The organism is Bradyrhizobium cosmicum (assembly GCF_032290525.1).
GTDB lineage: Bacteria > Pseudomonadota > Alphaproteobacteria > Rhizobiales > Xanthobacteraceae > Bradyrhizobium > Bradyrhizobium cosmicum_A.
Genome location: NZ_JASXTA010000023.1, coordinates 55365 through 72268 on the forward strand (window position 1 = coordinate 55365; position 16904 = coordinate 72268).

Annotated in this window: 16 protein-coding genes; 12 read left to right on the forward strand and 4 right to left on the reverse strand. The window is 65.3% G+C overall.

What is annotated here, in order from left to right:
* Positions 1–22 precede the first annotated feature (22 nt).
* The 11 genes from QSV46_RS31740 (at position 23) to QSV46_RS31790 (ending at position 11298) form a co-directional block, all read left to right on the forward strand.
* Complete coding sequence (locus QSV46_RS31740) at positions 23–775, forward strand: pyridoxine 5'-phosphate synthase (RefSeq protein WP_314960849.1); 753 nt, start codon at positions 23–25, stop codon at positions 773–775.
* Positions 772–1191, forward strand: a complete 420-nt coding sequence (gene acpS, locus QSV46_RS31745; RefSeq protein WP_314960851.1) for a holo-ACP synthase — start codon at positions 772–774, stop codon at positions 1189–1191. The genes QSV46_RS31740 and acpS overlap by 4 nt, the downstream gene beginning before the upstream one ends.
* Before the next feature lie 249 nt (positions 1192–1440).
* Complete coding sequence (gene lepB, locus QSV46_RS31750; RefSeq protein WP_314960853.1) at positions 1441–2205, forward strand: signal peptidase I; 765 nt, start codon at positions 1441–1443, stop codon at positions 2203–2205.
* Entirely contained in the window at positions 2202–3017 is an 816-nt protein-coding gene (gene rnc / locus QSV46_RS31755; protein WP_314960854.1) for a ribonuclease III, read from the forward strand. Before lepB ends, rnc begins: the two co-directional genes overlap by 4 nt.
* Positions 3007–3933 carry a GTPase Era gene (gene era / locus QSV46_RS31760; RefSeq protein ID WP_314960856.1) on the forward strand — a complete coding sequence of 309 codons (927 nt, stop codon included), beginning with the start codon at positions 3007–3009 and terminating at the stop codon, positions 3931–3933. Before rnc ends, era begins: the two co-directional genes overlap by 11 nt.
* A gap of 21 nt (positions 3934–3954) precedes the next feature.
* Positions 3955–4335 carry a hypothetical protein gene (locus QSV46_RS31765; RefSeq protein ID WP_314960857.1) on the forward strand — a complete coding sequence of 127 codons (381 nt, stop codon included), beginning with the start codon at positions 3955–3957 and terminating at the stop codon, positions 4333–4335.
* A gap of 144 nt (positions 4336–4479) precedes the next feature.
* Positions 4480–5232 carry a DNA repair protein RecO gene (gene recO / locus QSV46_RS31770; RefSeq protein WP_314960858.1) on the forward strand — a complete coding sequence of 251 codons (753 nt, stop codon included), beginning with the start codon at positions 4480–4482 and terminating at the stop codon, positions 5230–5232.
* A 102-nt stretch (positions 5233–5334) separates the two neighbouring features.
* On the forward strand, positions 5335–5622 hold the full coding sequence (locus tag QSV46_RS31775; RefSeq protein ID WP_314960860.1) for a hypothetical protein: 288 nt from the start codon (positions 5335–5337) through the stop codon (positions 5620–5622).
* A gap of 59 nt (positions 5623–5681) precedes the next feature.
* On the forward strand, positions 5682–7940 hold the full coding sequence (parC, locus tag QSV46_RS31780; protein WP_314960862.1) for a DNA topoisomerase IV subunit A: 2259 nt from the start codon (positions 5682–5684) through the stop codon (positions 7938–7940).
* A gap of 258 nt (positions 7941–8198) precedes the next feature.
* Positions 8199–9749, forward strand: a complete 1551-nt coding sequence (locus QSV46_RS31785; RefSeq protein WP_314960863.1) for an ABC transporter substrate-binding protein — start codon at positions 8199–8201, stop codon at positions 9747–9749.
* A gap of 4 nt (positions 9750–9753) precedes the next feature.
* A complete protein-coding gene (locus tag QSV46_RS31790) occupies positions 9754–11298 on the forward strand; it encodes a GMC family oxidoreductase (RefSeq protein WP_314960864.1) in 1545 nt (514 codons plus the stop codon).
* Positions 11299–11895: 597 nt separating this feature from the next.
* Here QSV46_RS31790 and chrA read toward each other — a convergent pair.
* Both chrA and QSV46_RS31800 read right to left on the reverse strand, forming a co-directional pair.
* On the reverse strand, positions 11896–13281 hold the full coding sequence (gene chrA / locus QSV46_RS31795; RefSeq protein ID WP_314960866.1) for a chromate efflux transporter: 1386 nt from the start codon (positions 13279–13281) through the stop codon (positions 11896–11898).
* Entirely contained in the window at positions 13281–14099 is an 819-nt protein-coding gene (locus tag QSV46_RS31800) for a chromate resistance protein ChrB domain-containing protein (RefSeq protein WP_314960868.1), read from the reverse strand. Before QSV46_RS31800 ends, chrA begins: the two co-directional genes overlap by 1 nt.
* A 196-nt stretch (positions 14100–14295) precedes the next feature.
* Between QSV46_RS31800 and dmeF the strand changes: the two genes are divergently transcribed.
* Positions 14296–15237 (forward strand): CDF family Co(II)/Ni(II) efflux transporter DmeF, encoded by a 942-nt coding sequence (dmeF, locus tag QSV46_RS31805; RefSeq protein WP_314960870.1) that lies wholly within the window; start codon positions 14296–14298, stop codon positions 15235–15237.
* A 114-nt stretch (positions 15238–15351) separates the two neighbouring features.
* Here dmeF and QSV46_RS31810 read toward each other — a convergent pair whose 3' ends face one another.
* Positions 15352–15543, reverse strand: a complete 192-nt coding sequence (locus tag QSV46_RS31810) for a hypothetical protein (RefSeq protein WP_314960872.1) — start codon at positions 15541–15543, stop codon at positions 15352–15354.
* 31 nt (positions 15544–15574) lie between these two features.
* On the reverse strand, positions 15575–16732 hold the full coding sequence (locus tag QSV46_RS31815) for an MFS transporter (protein ID WP_314960874.1): 1158 nt from the start codon (positions 16730–16732) through the stop codon (positions 15575–15577).
* Between the last annotated feature and the right edge of the window lie 172 nt (positions 16733–16904).

Below are 16904 nucleotides of genomic sequence, written 5' to 3' on the forward strand. Positions count from 1 at the left end.
CCCTGATTTCGTGAGTCCTGAAATGCCCGCTTCTCCGCTCCGCCTCGGCGTCAATGTCGATCATGTCGCGACCCTGCGCAACGCGCGCGGCGGCCGCAATCCCGATCCGGTGCGCGCCGCGCTGCTTGCGATCGAGGCCGGTGCCGACGGCATCACCGCGCATCTGAGGGAAGATCGCCGGCACATCCGCGACGAGGACATGGCCCGGCTGAGGGCCGAAATCTCCAAGCCACTCAATTTCGAGATGGCGGCGACCGACGACATGATGCGGATCTCGCTCGCGACCAAACCCCACGCGGTGTGCCTGGTGCCGGAGCGCCGCCAGGAGGTGACGACCGAAGGCGGCCTCGATGTGGTCGGCCAGCACAATGCGCTGGCGCCCTACATCGCGCGGCTGAACGATGCCGGCATCCGGGTCTCGTTGTTCATCGCCGCGGATCCCGCGCAGATCGAGATGGCGGCGCGGCTGCGGGCGCCCGTGATCGAGATCCACACCGGCGCCTGGTGTGACGCCGTGGTCGACGGCCATACCGAGACGGCGGAGGCCGAATGGCAGCGGATCGTTGCCGGCGTGAAACTGGCGAAGTCCGCCGGGCTCGAGGTTCATGCCGGGCATGGGCTCGACTATGCGACGGCGGAGACGATTGCCGCGCTGCCTGACATCATGGAGCTCAACATCGGCTACTACATGATCGGCGAAGCGCTGTTCGTCGGCCTCGCCGAGACGGTGCGGAGCATGCGCGCGGCGATGGACCGCGGCCGGAGCCGGGCATGATCATCGGCGTCGGCTGCGACCTGATCGACATCACCCGCGTGGCCAAGGTGATCGAGCGCCACGGTGAGCGCTTCCTCGACCGCATCTTCACCGTCGCCGAGCGCGCCAAGGCGGAGCGGCGCACCAAGAACGAGAAGATGGTGGTTGCGACCTACGCCAAGCGCTTCGCCGCCAAGGAGGCCTGCTCCAAGGCGCTCGGCACCGGCATCAGGCGCGGCGTCTGGTGGCGCGACATGGGGGTGGTCAACCTGCCCGGAGGGCGGCCGACCATGCAGCTGACGGGCGGGGCGCTCGCCCGGCTCCAGGCCCTGACGCCTGAAGGGTTCGAGGCCAGGATCGACCTGTCGATCACCGACGACTGGCCGCTGGCGCAAGCGTTCGTCATCATTTCCGCCGTGCCGCTGGCCAAGCCCTGACGTGCAACTCAGCGTTTTATAATTCGTATTTAGAATCAGCATCTTAAGAAGTTTTGACGCGATCCTTGATTGCGTGGACCTCGACAACCGTCTAAAAGTCCGCCGACGCAAATCAGGCTGGGCGAATTCGGCTTTACGCCGGAATTGGCCCTCATTATCAGAATCAGGACAATCTCCTTGGGCCGCGAAGCGATGGGCTGTTCGCGAGAGGAGGGCGCTCTGTGACCGCCGGCCGGAATTGAGAGAGCAATGAGCGTGACTTCGGGAACAAAAACTGAGAGCGGCGTCGGCGAGACGATCCGGGTCGTGATCCACGCTCTCCTGATCGCGCTCGTGATCCGCACGTTCCTGTTCCAGCCTTTCAACATCCCGTCCGGTTCGATGAAGGCGACGCTGCTGGTCGGCGACTATCTGTTCGTCTCGAAATATTCCTACGGATACAGCCACTACTCGATCCCGTTCTCGCCGAACCTGTTCTCGGGCCGGATCTGGGGCTCGGACCCGAACCGCGGCGACATCGTCGTGTTCCGCCTGCCCAAGGACGACTCCACCGACTACATCAAGCGCGTCATCGGCCTTCCCGGCGACCGCGTCCAGATGCGGGACGGGCTGCTCTACATCAACGACACCCCGGTCGAGCGGCAGCGCATGAGCGAATTCGTCGGCGAGGATCCCTGCGGCTCCGAAGGCGGCGGCATCTCCAGGGTGAAGCGCTGGAAGGAAACGCTGCCGAACGGCGTGTCGTATGAGACGCTGGACTGCGCCGACAACGGCTACATGGACAACACCAACGTCTACACCGTGCCGTCCGGCCATTTCTTCATGATGGGCGACAACCGCGACAACTCCACCGACAGCCGCTTCCTCGGCCAGGTCGGCTACGTGCCGCAGGAGAATCTGATCGGCCGCGCCCAGATGATCTTCTTCTCCATTGCCGAAGGCGAGCACGCCTGGATGTTCTGGCGCTGGCCATGGGCGGTGCGCTGGAATCGCTTCTTCCATATCGTCCGATGAAAGACGAAGCCAAGGACATCGTGACCCAGACGATCGAGGCGCAAGCCGCCCCTGAGGGTGAAGCTGCAACCAAGACGCCTGCGAAGAAGAAGAGGGCACGCAAGGCCAAGGCGACTGACGCGAATGCGGCGCTCGAGGCCCGCATTGGCTACAGCTTCGCTGATCCGAACCAGTTGATCCAGGCGATCACGCATGTCTCGGCGCTGAAGTCCGGACGCAAGCGCGGCGACAGCTATCAGCGGCTGGAATTCCTCGGCGACCACGTGCTCGGGCTTGTCGTCTCCGACATGCTCTACCATGCCTTTCCGAATGCCGACGAAGGCGAGCTGTCCAAGCGCCTTGCCGAGCTCGTGCGCAAGGAAAGCTGCGCCGACGTCGCCAAGTCGCTCGGTCTGCTCGACGACATCAAGCTCGGCTCGGTCGGGTCCAGTGCCGATGCCCGCCTGCGCAAGTCCATCCTCGGCGACGTCTGCGAGGCCGTGATCGGCGCCATTTTCCTCGACGGCGGCCATGCCGCGGCATCCGACTTCGTCAAGCGCAACTGGACTGAACGCATGCACAAGCCGCGGCGTCCCTTGCGCGATCCCAAGACCGTGCTGCAGGAATGGGCGCAGGGGAAGGGGCTGCCGACACCTGTCTACCGCGAGGTCGAGCGCACCGGCCCGCATCACGATCCGCAGTTCCGCGTCGCGGTGGACCTGCCGGGACTCGCCCCGGCCGAAGGCATCGGCGGCAGCAAGCGCGCGGCAGAGAAAGTAGCAGCTTCAGTCATGATCGAACGTGAAGGCGTTGGCGGCAGCAATGACGGCTGAAACAAGCGGCGAAGCGCCCACTGCTACGCGCTGCGGCTTCGTCGCGCTGATCGGCGCGCCGAATGTCGGCAAGTCCACGTTGGTCAATGCGCTGGTCGGGGCCAAGGTGACGATCGTCTCGCGCAAGGTGCAGACCACGCGCGCGCTGATCCGCGGCATCGTCATCGAGGACAACGCGCAGATCATCCTGGTCGACACGCCCGGCATCTTCCTGCCGAAGCGGCGGCTCGATCGCGCCATGGTCTCGACCGCCTGGAGCGGGGCCCATGACGCCGACCTCGTCTGCGTGCTGCTCGACGCCAAGGCCGGAATCGACGAGGAGGCCGAGGCGATCCTCACCAAGGTCGCGAGCGTGAAGCACGAGAAGATCCTGGTGATCAACAAGGTCGATCTGGTCCAGCGCGAGAAGCTGCTGGCGCTCGCGCAGGCCGCCAACGAGCGCATGCCGTTCGCGAAGACCTTCATGATCGCGGCGATCTCGGGCGACGGCGTCGATGACCTCAGGCATACGCTGGCCGAGATTGTGCCACCGGGGCCGTTCCTCTATCCCGAGGACCAGATGTCGGACGCGCCGATGCGGCAGCTTGCGGCCGAGATCACGCGCGAAAAGATCTATCGCAAGCTGCACCAGGAGTTGCCCTATCAGTCCACGGTCGAGACCGACAAGTGGGAGGAGCGCAAGGACAAGTCGGTGCGCATCGAGCAGACGATCTTCGTCGAGCGCGAGAGCCAGCGCAAGATCGTGCTCGGCGCGGGCGGCGCCACCATCAAGTCGATCGGTGCGGACTCGCGCAAGGAGCTCGCCGAGATCCTTGGCGTGCCCGTGCATCTGTTCCTGTTCGTCAAGGTGCGCGAGAACTGGGGCGACGATCCCGATCGCTACCGCGAGATGGGCCTGGAATTCCCCAAAGAATAACCAAGAAAAGATCAATCACCGATGAGCGTACCCAGCAACGTCCGGCGCTTCGAAGCGCTGCTCTATGCATCGTTGATGCTGGATGCCTTGTCGGTGGCGGTGCAGGACCGCACGCCCAATGCCGAGATGACCGAGCAGATGATCATGACGTCGATGCTGCTCGCCGGCGGCATGATCCTGCTGCTGGTGTATTTCGTCCGGCTGGCCGCGCACTGGCGCAAGAATTGGCCGCGCTGGGTGCTGGCGGCGGCGCTCGTGCTGTCGGTGATCTCGCTCGGCCAGATCATCGGCCAAAAGGGCCTGGAGCTCGACAGTGCCATCGAGATCGTCTCCTGCGTGCTGACGACGGTGGGGCTGTATTTCTCCTTTACCGGTGACGCGCAGGGCTGGTTCAACGCGTGAGGTTTCGCGCGGTGCCGTAAGGTGGGCAAAGGCGCACCCTTGCGCCGTGCCCACCACATTTTGCACTGCTTCGTAGAGGGAAATCGGTGGGCACGCTGCGCTTTGCCCACCCTACGAGTCCTCAAACTGAGCTACACTCCATCCATGGAATGGACCGACGAAGGCATCGTGCTGGGCGTGCGGCGGCATGGCGAGAGCAGCGTCATCGTCGAGCTGCTGACGCGCGAGCACGGCCGGCATCTGGGGCTGGTGCGCGGCGGCGCCGGCTCGCGGATGCGGCCACTGCTGCAACCCGGCAACAGCGTCAGCGTGGTGTGGCGGGCGCGGCTCGACGAGCATCTCGGCACCTATGCCGTCGAGGGATTGAAGCTGCGCGCGGCAACGCTGCTGGGATCTTCCCACGGGGTCTATGGGGTCACTCATCTGGCCTCGATTGCGCGGCTCCTGCCGGAGCGTGATCCGCATGAAGGCATCTTTGCGCTGCTCGCACATTCGCTCGACGATTTCGACGACATCGGCAGCGCCGCCGTGCACGTGATCCATTTCGAGCTGGCGATGCTCGCCGAGCTCGGGTTCGGGCTGGCGCTCGAGAACTGCGCCGTGACCGGGGAGACCACGGACCTGATCTACGTCTCGCCGAAATCCGGCGGAGCGGTGTCGCGCGGTGCGGGCGAGCCGTGGCGCGACCGGCTGTTGCGGCTGCCGCCGTTCCTGCGTCATCGCGAAGCCGCGAGCGAGCTTACCGATCAGGATCTCCAGGATGGTTTTCGGCTCACCGGCCTGTTCCTGCTCCGCCACGTGCTGGAGCCGCGCGGGCAGGGCCATTCCGACGCGCGGGCCGGCTTCATCAATGCGCTGACGCGGCAGCAGGCGCGGGCTGCGATTCCGGCGCCATGAGCCTATTGCGGTCCTGCATTGTCGCAATGGGCCAGCCCGCCCTGGAACGAAACCGGGTTCCCTGGACTTGCCCCCCGGGGTTCCAACCCGGGGATAAGCTTCATGCTGATCAAGGGACTTGTGATCTCGGCAGCGCTGATGGCGCTGGCGCCGGACGCCCTCGCGGGCGAGCAGCCGGGACTGTTTCGCCGTGCGTCCTGCACCGTCGTCAGGTTCTACGTGGCGAAATATTCGGCTGCAGCCGCAGAGGCATGGGCACGGTCCAAGGGCGCGACCGAGGCCGAGATCGAGACGGCCCGGCGTTGCGTGACCAATGCCCCGGCCACCACCACACAGGCCCAAAATTCGCAAGCGAGCCAGCCTGTGATCGCCGGCTGGGCCGGGCACTAGCCGCCCACAGGAACCAATCGATCCTTGCCCGATTCGCTTCCACGGTTTAACCGGGCGGCATGGGAAAACGATTGATTCCGCCGGAAGAGCCGGCCGAAATTCACGAGGTGCCGCTGCGTGAGGCGCTGGAAGAGCGCTATCTCGCCTATGCGCTCTCCACCATCATGCACCGCGCGCTGCCGGATGCGCGAGACGGCCTGAAGCCGGTGCATCGGCGCATCCTCTACGGCATGCGCCTGCTCCGGCTCGACCCCGGCACGGCCTTCAAGAAATCCGCCAAGATCGTGGGCGACGTGATGGGCTCGTTCCATCCGCATGGCGACCAGGCGATCTACGACGCCATGGTGCGTCTCGCGCAGGATTTCTCCTCGCGCTACCCGCTGGTCGACGGTCAGGGCAATTTCGGCAATATCGACGGCGATAACCCGGCCGCCTACCGCTACACCGAAGCGCGCATGACCGATGTCGCGCGGCTTCTGCTCGATGGCATCGACGAGGACGGGGTGGAATTCCGTCCCAACTACGACGGCCAGTCGAAAGAGCCGGTGGTTCTGCCCGGTGGCTTCCCGAACCTGCTCGCCAACGGTGCGCAGGGCATCGCGGTCGGCATGGCGACCTCGATCCCGCCGCACAACGCCGCCGAGCTTTGCGACGCCGCGCTGCATCTGATCGAGAAGCCCGAGGCGAAATCCAAGGCGCTGCTGAAGTGGGTCAAGGGCCCGGATTTCCCGACCGGCGGCATCTGCGTCGATTCCAAGCAGGCGATCGCTGAAGCCTACACCACCGGCCGCGGCTCCTTCCGTGTTCGCGCCCGATGGGAGCAGGAAGAGGGTACGCGCGGCACCTGGGTCGTCGTCGTCACCGAGATCCCCTTCCTGGTGCAGAAGTCGCGCCTGGTCGAGAAGATCGCCGAGCTGCTGGACCAGAAGAAGCTGCCGCTGGTCGGCGATGTCAGAGACGAGTCGGCCGAGGACGTCCGGCTCGTGATCGAGCCGAAGTCGAAGAATGTCGATCCGGCCTTGATGATGGAATCGCTGTTCCGGCTGACCGAGCTCGAAAACAAGATTCCGCTGAACCTGAACGTACTGATCAAAGGCCGCGTTCCGAAGGTGGTGGGGCTCGCCGAGTGCCTGCGCGAATGGCTCGACCATCTGCGTGATGTCCTGATCCGCCGCAGCAATTACCGCAAGGCCGAGATCGAGCGCCGGCTCGAGGTCCTTGGCGGCCTGCTGATCGCCTATCTGAACATCGACGAGGTGATCAGGATCATCCGAACCGAGGACGAGCCGAAGCCGGCGCTGATCAAGGCGTTCAAGCTCACCGAGGTGCAGGCGGAAGCCATCCTCAACATGCGGCTGCGTAGCCTGCGCAAGCTCGAAGAGATGGAGATCCGCACCGAGGACAAGAACCTCCGCGCCGAACTCAAGGGCATCAACGCGCTGCTCGCATCCGAGCCTGAGCAGTGGAAGAAAGTCGGCGAGCAGGTCGGCAAGGTCCGCGACATGTTCGGACCCAAGACGCCGCTTGGCAAGCGCCGTACCACTTTTGCCGACGCGCCGGAGCACGATCTCGCCGCGATGGAGGAAGCCCTCGTCGAGCGCGAGCCGGTGACGGTCGTGGTCTCCGACAAGGGCTGGATCCGCACCCTGAAGGGTCATGTCGAGGATCTCTCGGGGCTCGCTTTCAAGCAGGACGACAAGCTCGGCTTCGCGTTCTTCGCGGAAACGACCTCGAAGCTGCTGCTGTTCGCCACCAATGGCAAGTTCTACTCGCTCGATGTCGCCAAACTTCCGGGCGGCCGCGGTCATGGCGAACCGATCCGCTTGTTCATCGACATGGAGCAGGAGGCGGCTCCTGTCGCGCTGTTCGTCTACAAGGGCGGACGCAAATTCCTGGTGGCGAGCCACGAGGGCCAGGGCTTCGTCGTCAACGAGGACGATTGCGTCGGCACCACCAAGAAGGGCAAGCAGGTCCTCAACGTCGACATGCCGAACGAGGCGTGCGCCATGACCGAGGTGCTCGGCGACACCGTCGCGGTCATCGGCGAGAACCGCAAGATGCTGATCTTCCCGCTCGACCAGACCCAGGAGATGCCGCGTGGCCGTGGCGCGCGCCTGCAGAAGTACAAGGACGGCGGTCTCTCCGACGTTGCCGTGTTCAACGCCAAGGCGGGGCTGACCTGGAAGGACTCCGCGGGCCGCGAGTTCTCTGCGACCATGAAGGAGCTCGCCGAATGGCAAGGCAACCGCGCCGACGCCGGCCGCCTTGCGCCGAAGGGATTCCCGAAGTCGAACAAGTTCGGCAGGGTGATCGGGTAGGGGCGCAGGCCGTCGTCACACCACAGGTGTCATGCCCCGGCTTGACCGGGGCATCCGGTACGCCGCGGCTTCCCGGTTCGAACTCAGGCCTCACGGCGTACTGGATCGCCCGGTCAAGCCGGGCGATGACAGCAAGGGTGTGGCGCGCAAACGCGTGGCTGATAGCCGTGAGCGCATAAGTGCCTCTGCCTCTCGGGCACGAACATTGCTTTTTCCTGGCGACTGCAAACGTTTCAGTCAAAAGGCAAAAACACACCAATGTTCAAACTGAAGGCTTTCATTCCGGCATTGCTTGGCCTCGCGATCGTCGCGGCGCCGGCGCAGGCGGCGGGCAATCTCGTCGCGGTGCTCGAGGCGGAGATCGTCACGCTCGATCCGCATTTCTCCACGGCCTATATTTCGCGCACGTTCGGCTACATGGTGTTCGATACGTTGTTCGCGAAGGATTCCAGGGGCGACATCAAACCGCAGATGGTGCAGGACTGGAAGGTGTCCGCGGACGGCCTGACCTATACCTTCACGCTGCGCGACGGCCTGAAATGGCATGATGGCCAGCCGGTCTCCGCAGCCGATTGCGTGGCGTCGCTGCGCCGCTGGGGCACCCGCAGTGCGCTCGGCCGCCGCATTTTTGCGGTCACGGCCTCGCTGGAGCCGACCGACGCGAAAACCTTCGTGCTGACGCTGAAGGAGCCCTCCGGCCTGGTCATCGACGCGCTCGGCAATCCCGTCAGCCCGGTCGCCTTCATGATGCCCGAGCGCATCGCCAAAATGCCGGGCGACCAGCGCATCACCGAGATCGTCGGCTCCGGTCCGTTCGTCTACAGCAAGGCCGATCACCGCACTGGCGATCGCATGATTCTGAAGAAGTTCGCCGACTATGTGCCGCGCGCCGAGCCCGCCGACTTCCTCGCCGGCGGCAAGCGCGTCAACATCGACACGCTCGAGATCAGGGTCATCCCTGACGGCTCGACCGCCGCTTCCGCGCTCCAGGCCGGCGAAGTCGATTTCATGCAATACGCGCCGTTCGATCTGTTGCCGACGCTCGAAAAGAACGCACGCGTCAAGCTCGTGAATTTCGCCGGCGGCAACATGTTCGCCGGCGCCTATCGCCTCAATGCCGCATCGAAGCCGTTCGACGATCCGGAAATTCGCCGCGTGCTGTGGAAGCTGGTCGACCAGCGCGAGGTGCTGGATGCGCTCGGCCTCGATGCCAAATACGCAACGCCGTGCGCGACCTATTTCACCTGCGGCACCACCTATGACAGCAAGGCCGGCACCGAAGTCGCCGCCAAGCCGTCGATCGAAGCGGCGAAGGCCGCGCTGAAGGCGACGAAATATGCCGGCGAGCCTGTCGTCGTCATGCAGGCCAACGATCTCGAAGCCCCGCGCGTGTCGGCGCAGGTACTGGCCGAACGTCTCAAGCAGGCCGGTTTCAACGTCGATCTCCAGGTGATGGACTGGGCGAGCGTGCTGGCACGTCGCGCCAAGAAGGAAGGCTGGAGCGTCTATGGCGTTCACGCCGGCGGCTTCGATCTGGGCTCGCCGCTGACCAACGTCATGGTCGCCTTCAACTGCGCCGATTTCACCGGCTGGCAGTGCGATGCACGCATCACGCCGCTGGTGGAGGCCTTCGCCAAGGCGCCGGCGGAGGAGGACCGCAAGAAGATCGCCGGCGAGATCCAGACCGTCCTGTACGACCAGGCGCCGGGAATTCCATGGGGCCAATTCGCCCAGCCGGCCGCCTATCGCGCGACCTTGCGCGGTCTGATACCGTCCGCCATCCCGGTGTTCTGGAACGTTGAGAAGTAGCGCGATGTACGATGTCATTGTTGTCGGCGGCGGCTCAGCCGGCGCCGCTGTTGCGGCGCGGCTCTCCGAAGATCCCGCACGGCGTGTCCTGCTGCTCGAGGCGGGGCTGGACTGGCGCGCCGATGAGGCGCCCTGGGAGGTGAGGACGCCGAACCCGATCCCGATCATCCACAAGCGCGAGTATCAGGAGAAATGGCAGTGGCCTGATCTTCTGACGCGCCGTGTGGCCGGCCAGGAGCCGCGCTTCTACTGGCGCGGCAAGGGGCTCGGCGGCTCGTCGATGATGAACGGCCAGATCGCGATCCGCGGCGTTGCCGATGCGTTCGACGAATGGGCCGCCAATGGCTGCACCGGCTGGTCGGCGAAAGAGGTAATGCCGCTGTTCTCGGTGATCGAGGACGATCTTGAGTTCGGCGACGCCCCGGGCCATGGCTGCGGCGGACCGCTGCCGGTCTATCGCGCTCCGCCCGAAAGATGGGGCCCGATCGATCGCGGCTTGCGCGACGCGGCGCTGGCGAGCGGCTATCCCTGGTGCGCCGACGTCAACGGCCCGGACGGCGAGGGCGTCGCCTGCTATCCCATCAACAGCCGCGACAGCCGCCGCATCACCACCAATGAGGGATACCTCGAGCCCGCGCGCATCCGCGCCAATCTGGAGATCCGCGGGCACGCGCTGGTCGATCGCGTGCTGATCAGTGACGGCCGGGCGACCGGCCTTCGGATTCACATCGAGGGGCAGGGCACCCACGAGATCGGCGCGCGCCAGATCGTGCTGTGCGCCGGCGCGATCCACAGTCCGGCGATCCTGCTGCGTTCGGGCGTTGGACCGGCCGATGAGCTGAAGGCGATGGGGATCGCGGTCGAGCGCGATCTGCCGGTCGGCAAGCACTTCTTCGACCATCCGCTGTTTCGTGCCACGATCCAGCTCCACGATAACTTGAGGCCCACCGATCCCGACACCCGCCACACCAATTGCTGCGTGACCTATTCGTCGGGCCTCGCCGACGGCGGCAAGCGCGACATGATCCTGATCGCGTTCAACCATCGCGGCATCGGCGTGCCGGGCGCGATCGGCGCCGGGCTGTTCAACGCCTACTCGCGCGGTACGCTGAAATTGGCCTCGACCGATCCCGCGATCGATCCCATTGTCGAGGAGAACATGCTGGCCGATCCTCGCGACATGCTGCGCATGATGGATGCGGTGAAGCGGCTGGCCGTGATCACCTCGCAGCCGGCGCTCGCCGGCATCGCCGACTGGATCCGGCTCGCCGACACTGCCCTGACATTGCAACAGGCCGCAGCGCTGCCGGATCATGAGCTGGACGCGCTGCTGCGCCGCGAGACTGGCGACATCCAGCACGCGGCCGGCAGTTGCCGCATGAGCGGCGTCAATGATGCCGATGGCGTGGTCAATCCTGACGGCACCGTGAAGGGCATCGCGGGCCTGCGGGTCGCCGACGCCTCGATCATGCCGTCGGATTGCCGGGCCAACACCCACTTCACGACGGTGGTGATTGGCGAAGCGATCGCGCGGATGATGATGCGGTAGATCTACCGCATTAAAACCCACCCCTGTCCTCACGGGGACGGTGATGGTGTAGTGCTCGGCACTCTCCTCGTCATTGCGAGCGAAGCAATCCAGAATCTTTCCGCGGAGACAGTGTGGATTGCTTAGCTCCGCTCGCAATGACGGAGCAGGCGGCGAGAATTTCGTGGGTTGACGTGCGAGATGGAGAATTTGCGCGGGTGTTTTGCCCGACGCGACGCGCGGCAGACGTCGCTCCGGTGGCCATCATCGGCGCGGCTTGTGCTCCCGGAGCGGAAGTGCAAAAGCTTGCGAGAAGTGTGCTGATGTCCGTTCGCTTGGGGGCATCGATGGCCAACATTGATTACATGGAAGTGTCGCGGGCCGCACATGAACTTGAGGCGCGTCACGGCCCAAATGCTGGGCCATATGCTATGCACCTTGCAAAGCAAGCCAGAGACAGCGGTAATTCGGATGAGCAGGCCTTTTGGGAAGCTGTCGCCCGGTCGCTTAAGCCTCGATAGCCCGTGATGGGTTGAGCACTGGAGAAACCCGCCCGCGCGCCCTGAAGTCTGCAGATGGGTTTCGCTTGCGCTCTTCCCATCCTACGGGCTCTAGGCTCTAGATCACCCCCACGAGCCGCAGCGCCACGCCGGCCGCGCAGCTTCCGGCCAGCACGGTCAGCATCCCGAGCTTGAACCGGAAGATCGCGGTTGCGGCCGCGATCGACAGTACGAGCGCGGGGACATCGACGCTGGTCAGCACTGGCATGTCAAAGTTCAGCGGGAAGGCATGCACAGGCACGGTCTCACGGAACAGCGTGTGCAGTGCGAACCAGATCGAGAGGTTGAGGATCACGCCGACGACGGCGGCGGTGATGGCGCTGAGCGCGCCGCCAAGGCCCTTGTTGCCGCGCAGTTGCTCGATGTAGGGGGCGCCGACGAAAATCCAGAGGAAGCAGGGCGTGAAGGTGACCCAGGTCGCGAGCAATCCGCCGAGCGTCGCAGCTAACATCGGCGACAGGCCGCTGGCGTCGCGATAAGCGGCCATGAAGCCCACGAACTGAAGCACCATGATCAGCGGGCCGGGCGTGGTCTCGGCCATGCCGAGGCCGTCGAGCATCTCGTGCGGCTTCAGCCAGTGGTAATGTTCGACCGCCTGCTGGGCGACATAGGCCAGCACCGCATAGGCACCGCCGAAGGTGACCAGCGACATCTTCGAGAAGAACAGCGCGATCTGGCTGAACACGTTGGCCTGTCCGAGCACCAGAAGCAGCGCGATCACCGGGATGAGCCAGAGCGCCAGCCACAGCGCGCCGACGCGGACCGTGCGGCCGGTGTCGGGGCGGACGTGATCGGGCACGGCATCGCCGAGCATGCTGTCGATCAAGGCGCCGCTGCCGCTTGGGCCGTGACCAGCCGCCGCGAATTCCGGCCGGCCCTGTTTGGCGCCGACATAGCCGATCACGCCGGCGGTGAGGATGATGATGGGAAAGGGCACCGCGAAGAAGAAGATCGCCACGAAGGCAGTCGCGGCCAGTGCGATCATGATGCGGTTCTTCAGTGCGCGCTTGCCGACGCGGAATACGGCTTCCACCACGATGGCAAGCACCGCGGCCTTCAGCCCGAAGAACAGCGCCTCGACGAAGCTGACATTGCCGAAGGCGGCGTAGATGTAGCTCAGGCCCATGATGGCGATGATGCCGGGCAGGATGAACAACCCGCCCGCCATCAGCCCGCCGGCGGTGCGATGCATCAGCCAGCCGATATAGGTGGCAAGCTGCTGCGCCTCCGGTCCCGGCAGCAGCATGCAGTAGTTCAGCGCGTGGAGGAAGCGGCCTTCCGAGATCCAGTTCTTCTCCTCGACCAGGATGCGGTGCATCACCGCGATCTGGCCCGCGGGCCCGCCGAAGCTCAGGCAGGCGACGCGGAGCCAGACGCGAAACGCTTCGCCGAAACTGATGCCGTGACCGGCATCAGCTCCTGCTTCGATCGTACGGGTGTCCATTACGCCTTCGCCTTGTTGGTCGGCCAATTGTGGGTCTCGGACGTGGCGTCGCGGCACCAGCGGTAGAAGGCGTCGTAGAGCAGCATGCCGGCCTCGAGCTGTTCGAGGTCGTCATCATACATCCGCGACAGCCCGAGCGAAGCTGCGAGCAGGCCGGGGGCTTCCGGGGCGAGGTCAGGCCGGGCGGTGTCGGCGCCGCGCACCAGCGTTGCCAGCCGGAGCAGTGGAGGCGCGCCGATCCCGAACTCCTCGATCATCACGTCGAAGGTGCAGAGCTCGCCGCGGTGGCTCCAGAACACGTTCTCGATGTCGAAGGGCGCCGCGTTGAAGCGTTCGCCGACGGCCGCCACTTCGGACGGCGCCACGAACAGGAACACGGCGGTGGGATCGACGAAGCGGCGGATCAGCCAGGGGCAGGCGATGCGGTCGACCTTGGGCCGCGCCCGCGTCACCCAGACGGTGCGTCCCTTGGCGTCGCGCGGCGGCAGCTTGCGAGTGTCGACCAGCGGCAGCTTTGCCGCCTTCCAGCCCTCGAAGCCGCCTTCCAGCGTCTCGGCTTGCACCCCGAGCTGCCTGAGCCAGGCGGCGGTGCCCTGCGCGAGTTTTTCTCCGCGCAGGCAGGAGACGATCGCGGAACGGCCGGCGAAGTCGCCGCCCCAGTCCGAGACCTTGTCGTGGCTAAGCTTGATCGAGCCGGGGATCAGCCGCCGGTCGGCGGCAAAATCCTCGTCCGTGCGCACGTCGATCAGGACAGGGGCATTCGCCGTGCCGATCAGCCGTGCCATTTTTTCAGATGATATCGTCGTGTAGGAAGACATGATGCGCCCTCGTAAGAACAAACGGGACGCGATACTTGGGCATGTCGCCTCGTGGGGAGATCGCTCAAATCCCCATGAGCTTCATTACACCGAAACGCCCCCAACCTGTCAATTGGCTCGTTTCCTTGATTTTTGCCCGGGCCTCCCGCAGGTCTATATTGCAGGTCAACGGGCCGAACCTTTCGGAGACTTTGCAATGCATTCCCACTCGATCGAACAATGGACCCACGAGCACGCCTTCCTGGGCGAGAAGCACGACGAGAATGAGCGGCGCACCTGGCTCGTCGTGATGCTGACGCTGGTCATGATGGTCGGCGAGATCGTCGCGGGCTCGCTGTTCGGCTCGATGGCGCTGCTCGCCGACGGCTGGCACATGGGAACCCATGCGGCGGCACTCGGCGTCGCCGTGTTCGCCTACCGATTCGCGCGCCGGCATCTGGGCAACGCGCATTTCACCTTCGGCACCGGCAAGTTCGGCGATCTCGCCGCCTTCGCCAGCGCGATCATCCTCGGCTTGATCGCGGTCGAGATCGCGTATGAGAGCGTGCTGCGGCTGATCACGCCGGTGCCGATTGTCTATGGCGAGGCGATCACGGTGGCCGTGCTCGGCCTGTGCGTCAACCTCGCCAGCGCGTGGCTGCTGCGTGACAGCCATGATCATCATCATGGTGATCACGCCAATCATGACCACGACCACGATCACCACCACGATCACCACGACAACAATCTGCGCGCCGCCTATGTGCATGTCATGGCCGACGCCGCGACCTCGGTGCTGGCGATCGCGGCGCTCGCCGTCGCGATGTATTCGGGGTGGGCCTGGGCCGATCCCGCCGTCGGACTGATCGGCAGCGCCGTGATCGCGAGCTGGGCGTTCGGGCTGATCAGGACATCGGGCGCGGTGCTGCTCGACGTGCGCGCCGACGAGAAGCTGGAACGGGTGATCCGGGCACGCATGGAGACCGGCGATGACCGCGTCACCGATCTGCATCTGTGGCAAGTCGGTCCCGGCCATTGCGCCGTCCTGGTTTCGTTGGTCTCCGACATGCCGAAGCAGCCGGCCGTCTACAAGAAGCGGCTCGCCGGGCTGAAGGGCCTGAGCCACGTCACGGTCGAGGTCGAGACCTGCCCGCATTGACGTGGCGCCGGCCGGCGAGGCTTCAAGCAAGGAGAAGACGCAGCTCTGGATCAACCGCGACAAGGCCCGGCGCGACAGCCAGAAGCTGTCGCCGGAGTTTTGCGAGTGACGCGGCTAGCCCTTTGGCGCGGTCACCGCAGGCGGGCTCGCCTCCGGAGTCTTCTTCGGCTTCAGTGAACCAGCGTAGAAGGAGACCAGCCAGACCAGGATGATGGCGAGGAGATAGACGCCCCAGGCCTGCGGTGGCGTGGTTGCCCAGCGCAGCAGGCCTTTGAACGTGCGGGGCGGGCGGTTGTCTTCGGTCATGGCTGGCTTGTGCGCGAAAGCAATGGTTCGGTCAATCCGGCCGCTTCTCGGTGCGGATCAGGAACAGCGCCGCCAGCGCCGAGAGGCTGAGCGCGGAGGAGACCATCAGCACCTTGGCGCCCATGACGTCGATGAGCAGGCCGAAGGCCAGCGGCGCGACGGCTTGTGCCATCCGTGCCGGCGCGCCGATGATGCCGAGGCGGTAGCCGAAATCTTTCGGGCCGAAGATCGACAGCGGCAGCGTGCCGCGCGCGATCGTCAGGATGCCGTTGCCGGAGCCGTGGAACAGCGCGAACGCGCTTGCGGCGCCGCCGCCGAAGACCGCCACGATTACCGCGCCGACCGGATGGGTGAGGCAGGCGAGCCGTGTCGACCACAGCGGATGGAAGCGGCTGAGGAAGCCGGCTTCGAGCATGCGCGCACCGACTTGCGCCGGCCCGATCAGCGCGCCGGCTGCGATGGCTTCGACCGGTGTTGCCCCCGTCGTCTCCAGGATGCGCGGGAAATGCGCCGCCATCGCTCCGGTGACGGTCCAGACCGCGGCGAAGACGAAGGCAAGCAGGATCATGGTGCGGTCGAGAGGCACGTGCGGCTTTTCCGCCGTCGCCGCGGCCTGCCTGGCGCCCTTGATCGTCGGCAGCACGAAGAAATTGAGGGGCAGGCCGATCAGGATATTGGCGGCGGCCCAGGCAAAGCAGGTCTCGCGCCAGCCGATATGCGACAGGCCCCAGGCGGTGAGGGGCCAGCCGATGGTCGAGGCGAAGCCCGCCATCAGCGTGATGCCGGTGATCGAACGACGCGCCTCGGTGCCGTAGATGCGGCCAAGCGCAGCGAAGGCGGCATCGTAAAGCCCCATCGCCATGCCGATGCCGAGCACGAGCCAGGCGAAGGCCATGACAGGGACAGAATAGGAAAAGCCGAGCAGCACGAGGCCGGCGGCAATGGTGAGGTTTGAAGCCGACAGCACCTGGCGTCCGCCGACCAGATCGATCTGCCGCCCGATCCGCGGGCCGAGCATCGCCGAGATCACCAGAGAGGCCGAGAACGCGCCGAAGATCCAGTTGGAGGAGACGCCGAGGTCGCGCGCCATGGGATCGGCGAGCAGCGCCGGCAAATAATAGCTGGAGGCCCAGGCAAGGGTCTGCGTGGTGCCGAGCGCCAGGATGATCGGAAGCTGGCGCTGGCTCATCCGCGCGTGCGTCCGATTCTGTCCGAGAAAATCATCATCTCGAGGCATTTGCCGTCCGCGCGGCGAGCGCGTCAACCGCGGCCGCGGCATATTCGACCTGCAAGGGACGGGAGCCTTGCGCACGGCCCGCGCGTGACCTGCGCCTTTCGCTCGTCACGAATGCACGGCATAA

Excerpts from the sequence above, each read along its gene's own strand:
- QSV46_RS31740 (WP_314960849.1), top strand. The coding sequence starts at position 23 with ATGCCCGCTTCTCCGCTCCGCCTCGGCGTCAATGTCGATCATGTCGCG.
- acpS (WP_314960851.1), top strand. The coding sequence starts at position 772 with ATGATCATCGGCGTCGGCTGCGACCTGATCGACATCACCCGCGTGGCC.
- lepB (WP_314960853.1), top strand. The coding sequence starts at position 1,441 with ATGAGCGTGACTTCGGGAACAAAAACTGAGAGCGGCGTCGGCGAGACG.
- rnc (WP_314960854.1), top strand. The coding sequence starts at position 2,202 with ATGAAAGACGAAGCCAAGGACATCGTGACCCAGACGATCGAGGCGCAA.
- era (WP_314960856.1), top strand. The coding sequence starts at position 3,007 with ATGACGGCTGAAACAAGCGGCGAAGCGCCCACTGCTACGCGCTGCGGC.
- QSV46_RS31765 (WP_314960857.1), top strand. The coding sequence starts at position 3,955 with ATGAGCGTACCCAGCAACGTCCGGCGCTTCGAAGCGCTGCTCTATGCA.
- recO (WP_314960858.1), top strand. The coding sequence starts at position 4,480 with ATGGAATGGACCGACGAAGGCATCGTGCTGGGCGTGCGGCGGCATGGC.
- QSV46_RS31775 (WP_314960860.1), top strand. The coding sequence starts at position 5,335 with ATGCTGATCAAGGGACTTGTGATCTCGGCAGCGCTGATGGCGCTGGCG.
- parC (WP_314960862.1), top strand. The coding sequence starts at position 5,682 with ATGGGAAAACGATTGATTCCGCCGGAAGAGCCGGCCGAAATTCACGAG.
- QSV46_RS31785 (WP_314960863.1), top strand. The coding sequence starts at position 8,199 with ATGTTCAAACTGAAGGCTTTCATTCCGGCATTGCTTGGCCTCGCGATC.
- QSV46_RS31790 (WP_314960864.1), top strand. The coding sequence starts at position 9,754 with ATGTACGATGTCATTGTTGTCGGCGGCGGCTCAGCCGGCGCCGCTGTT.
- chrA (WP_314960866.1), bottom strand. The coding sequence starts at position 13,281 with ATGGACACCCGTACGATCGAAGCAGGAGCTGATGCCGGTCACGGCATC.
- QSV46_RS31800 (WP_314960868.1), bottom strand. The coding sequence starts at position 14,099 with ATGTCTTCCTACACGACGATATCATCTGAAAAAATGGCACGGCTGATC.
- dmeF (WP_314960870.1), top strand. The coding sequence starts at position 14,296 with ATGCATTCCCACTCGATCGAACAATGGACCCACGAGCACGCCTTCCTG.
- QSV46_RS31810 (WP_314960872.1), bottom strand. The coding sequence starts at position 15,543 with ATGACCGAAGACAACCGCCCGCCCCGCACGTTCAAAGGCCTGCTGCGC.
- QSV46_RS31815 (WP_314960874.1), bottom strand. The coding sequence starts at position 16,732 with ATGAGCCAGCGCCAGCTTCCGATCATCCTGGCGCTCGGCACCACGCAG.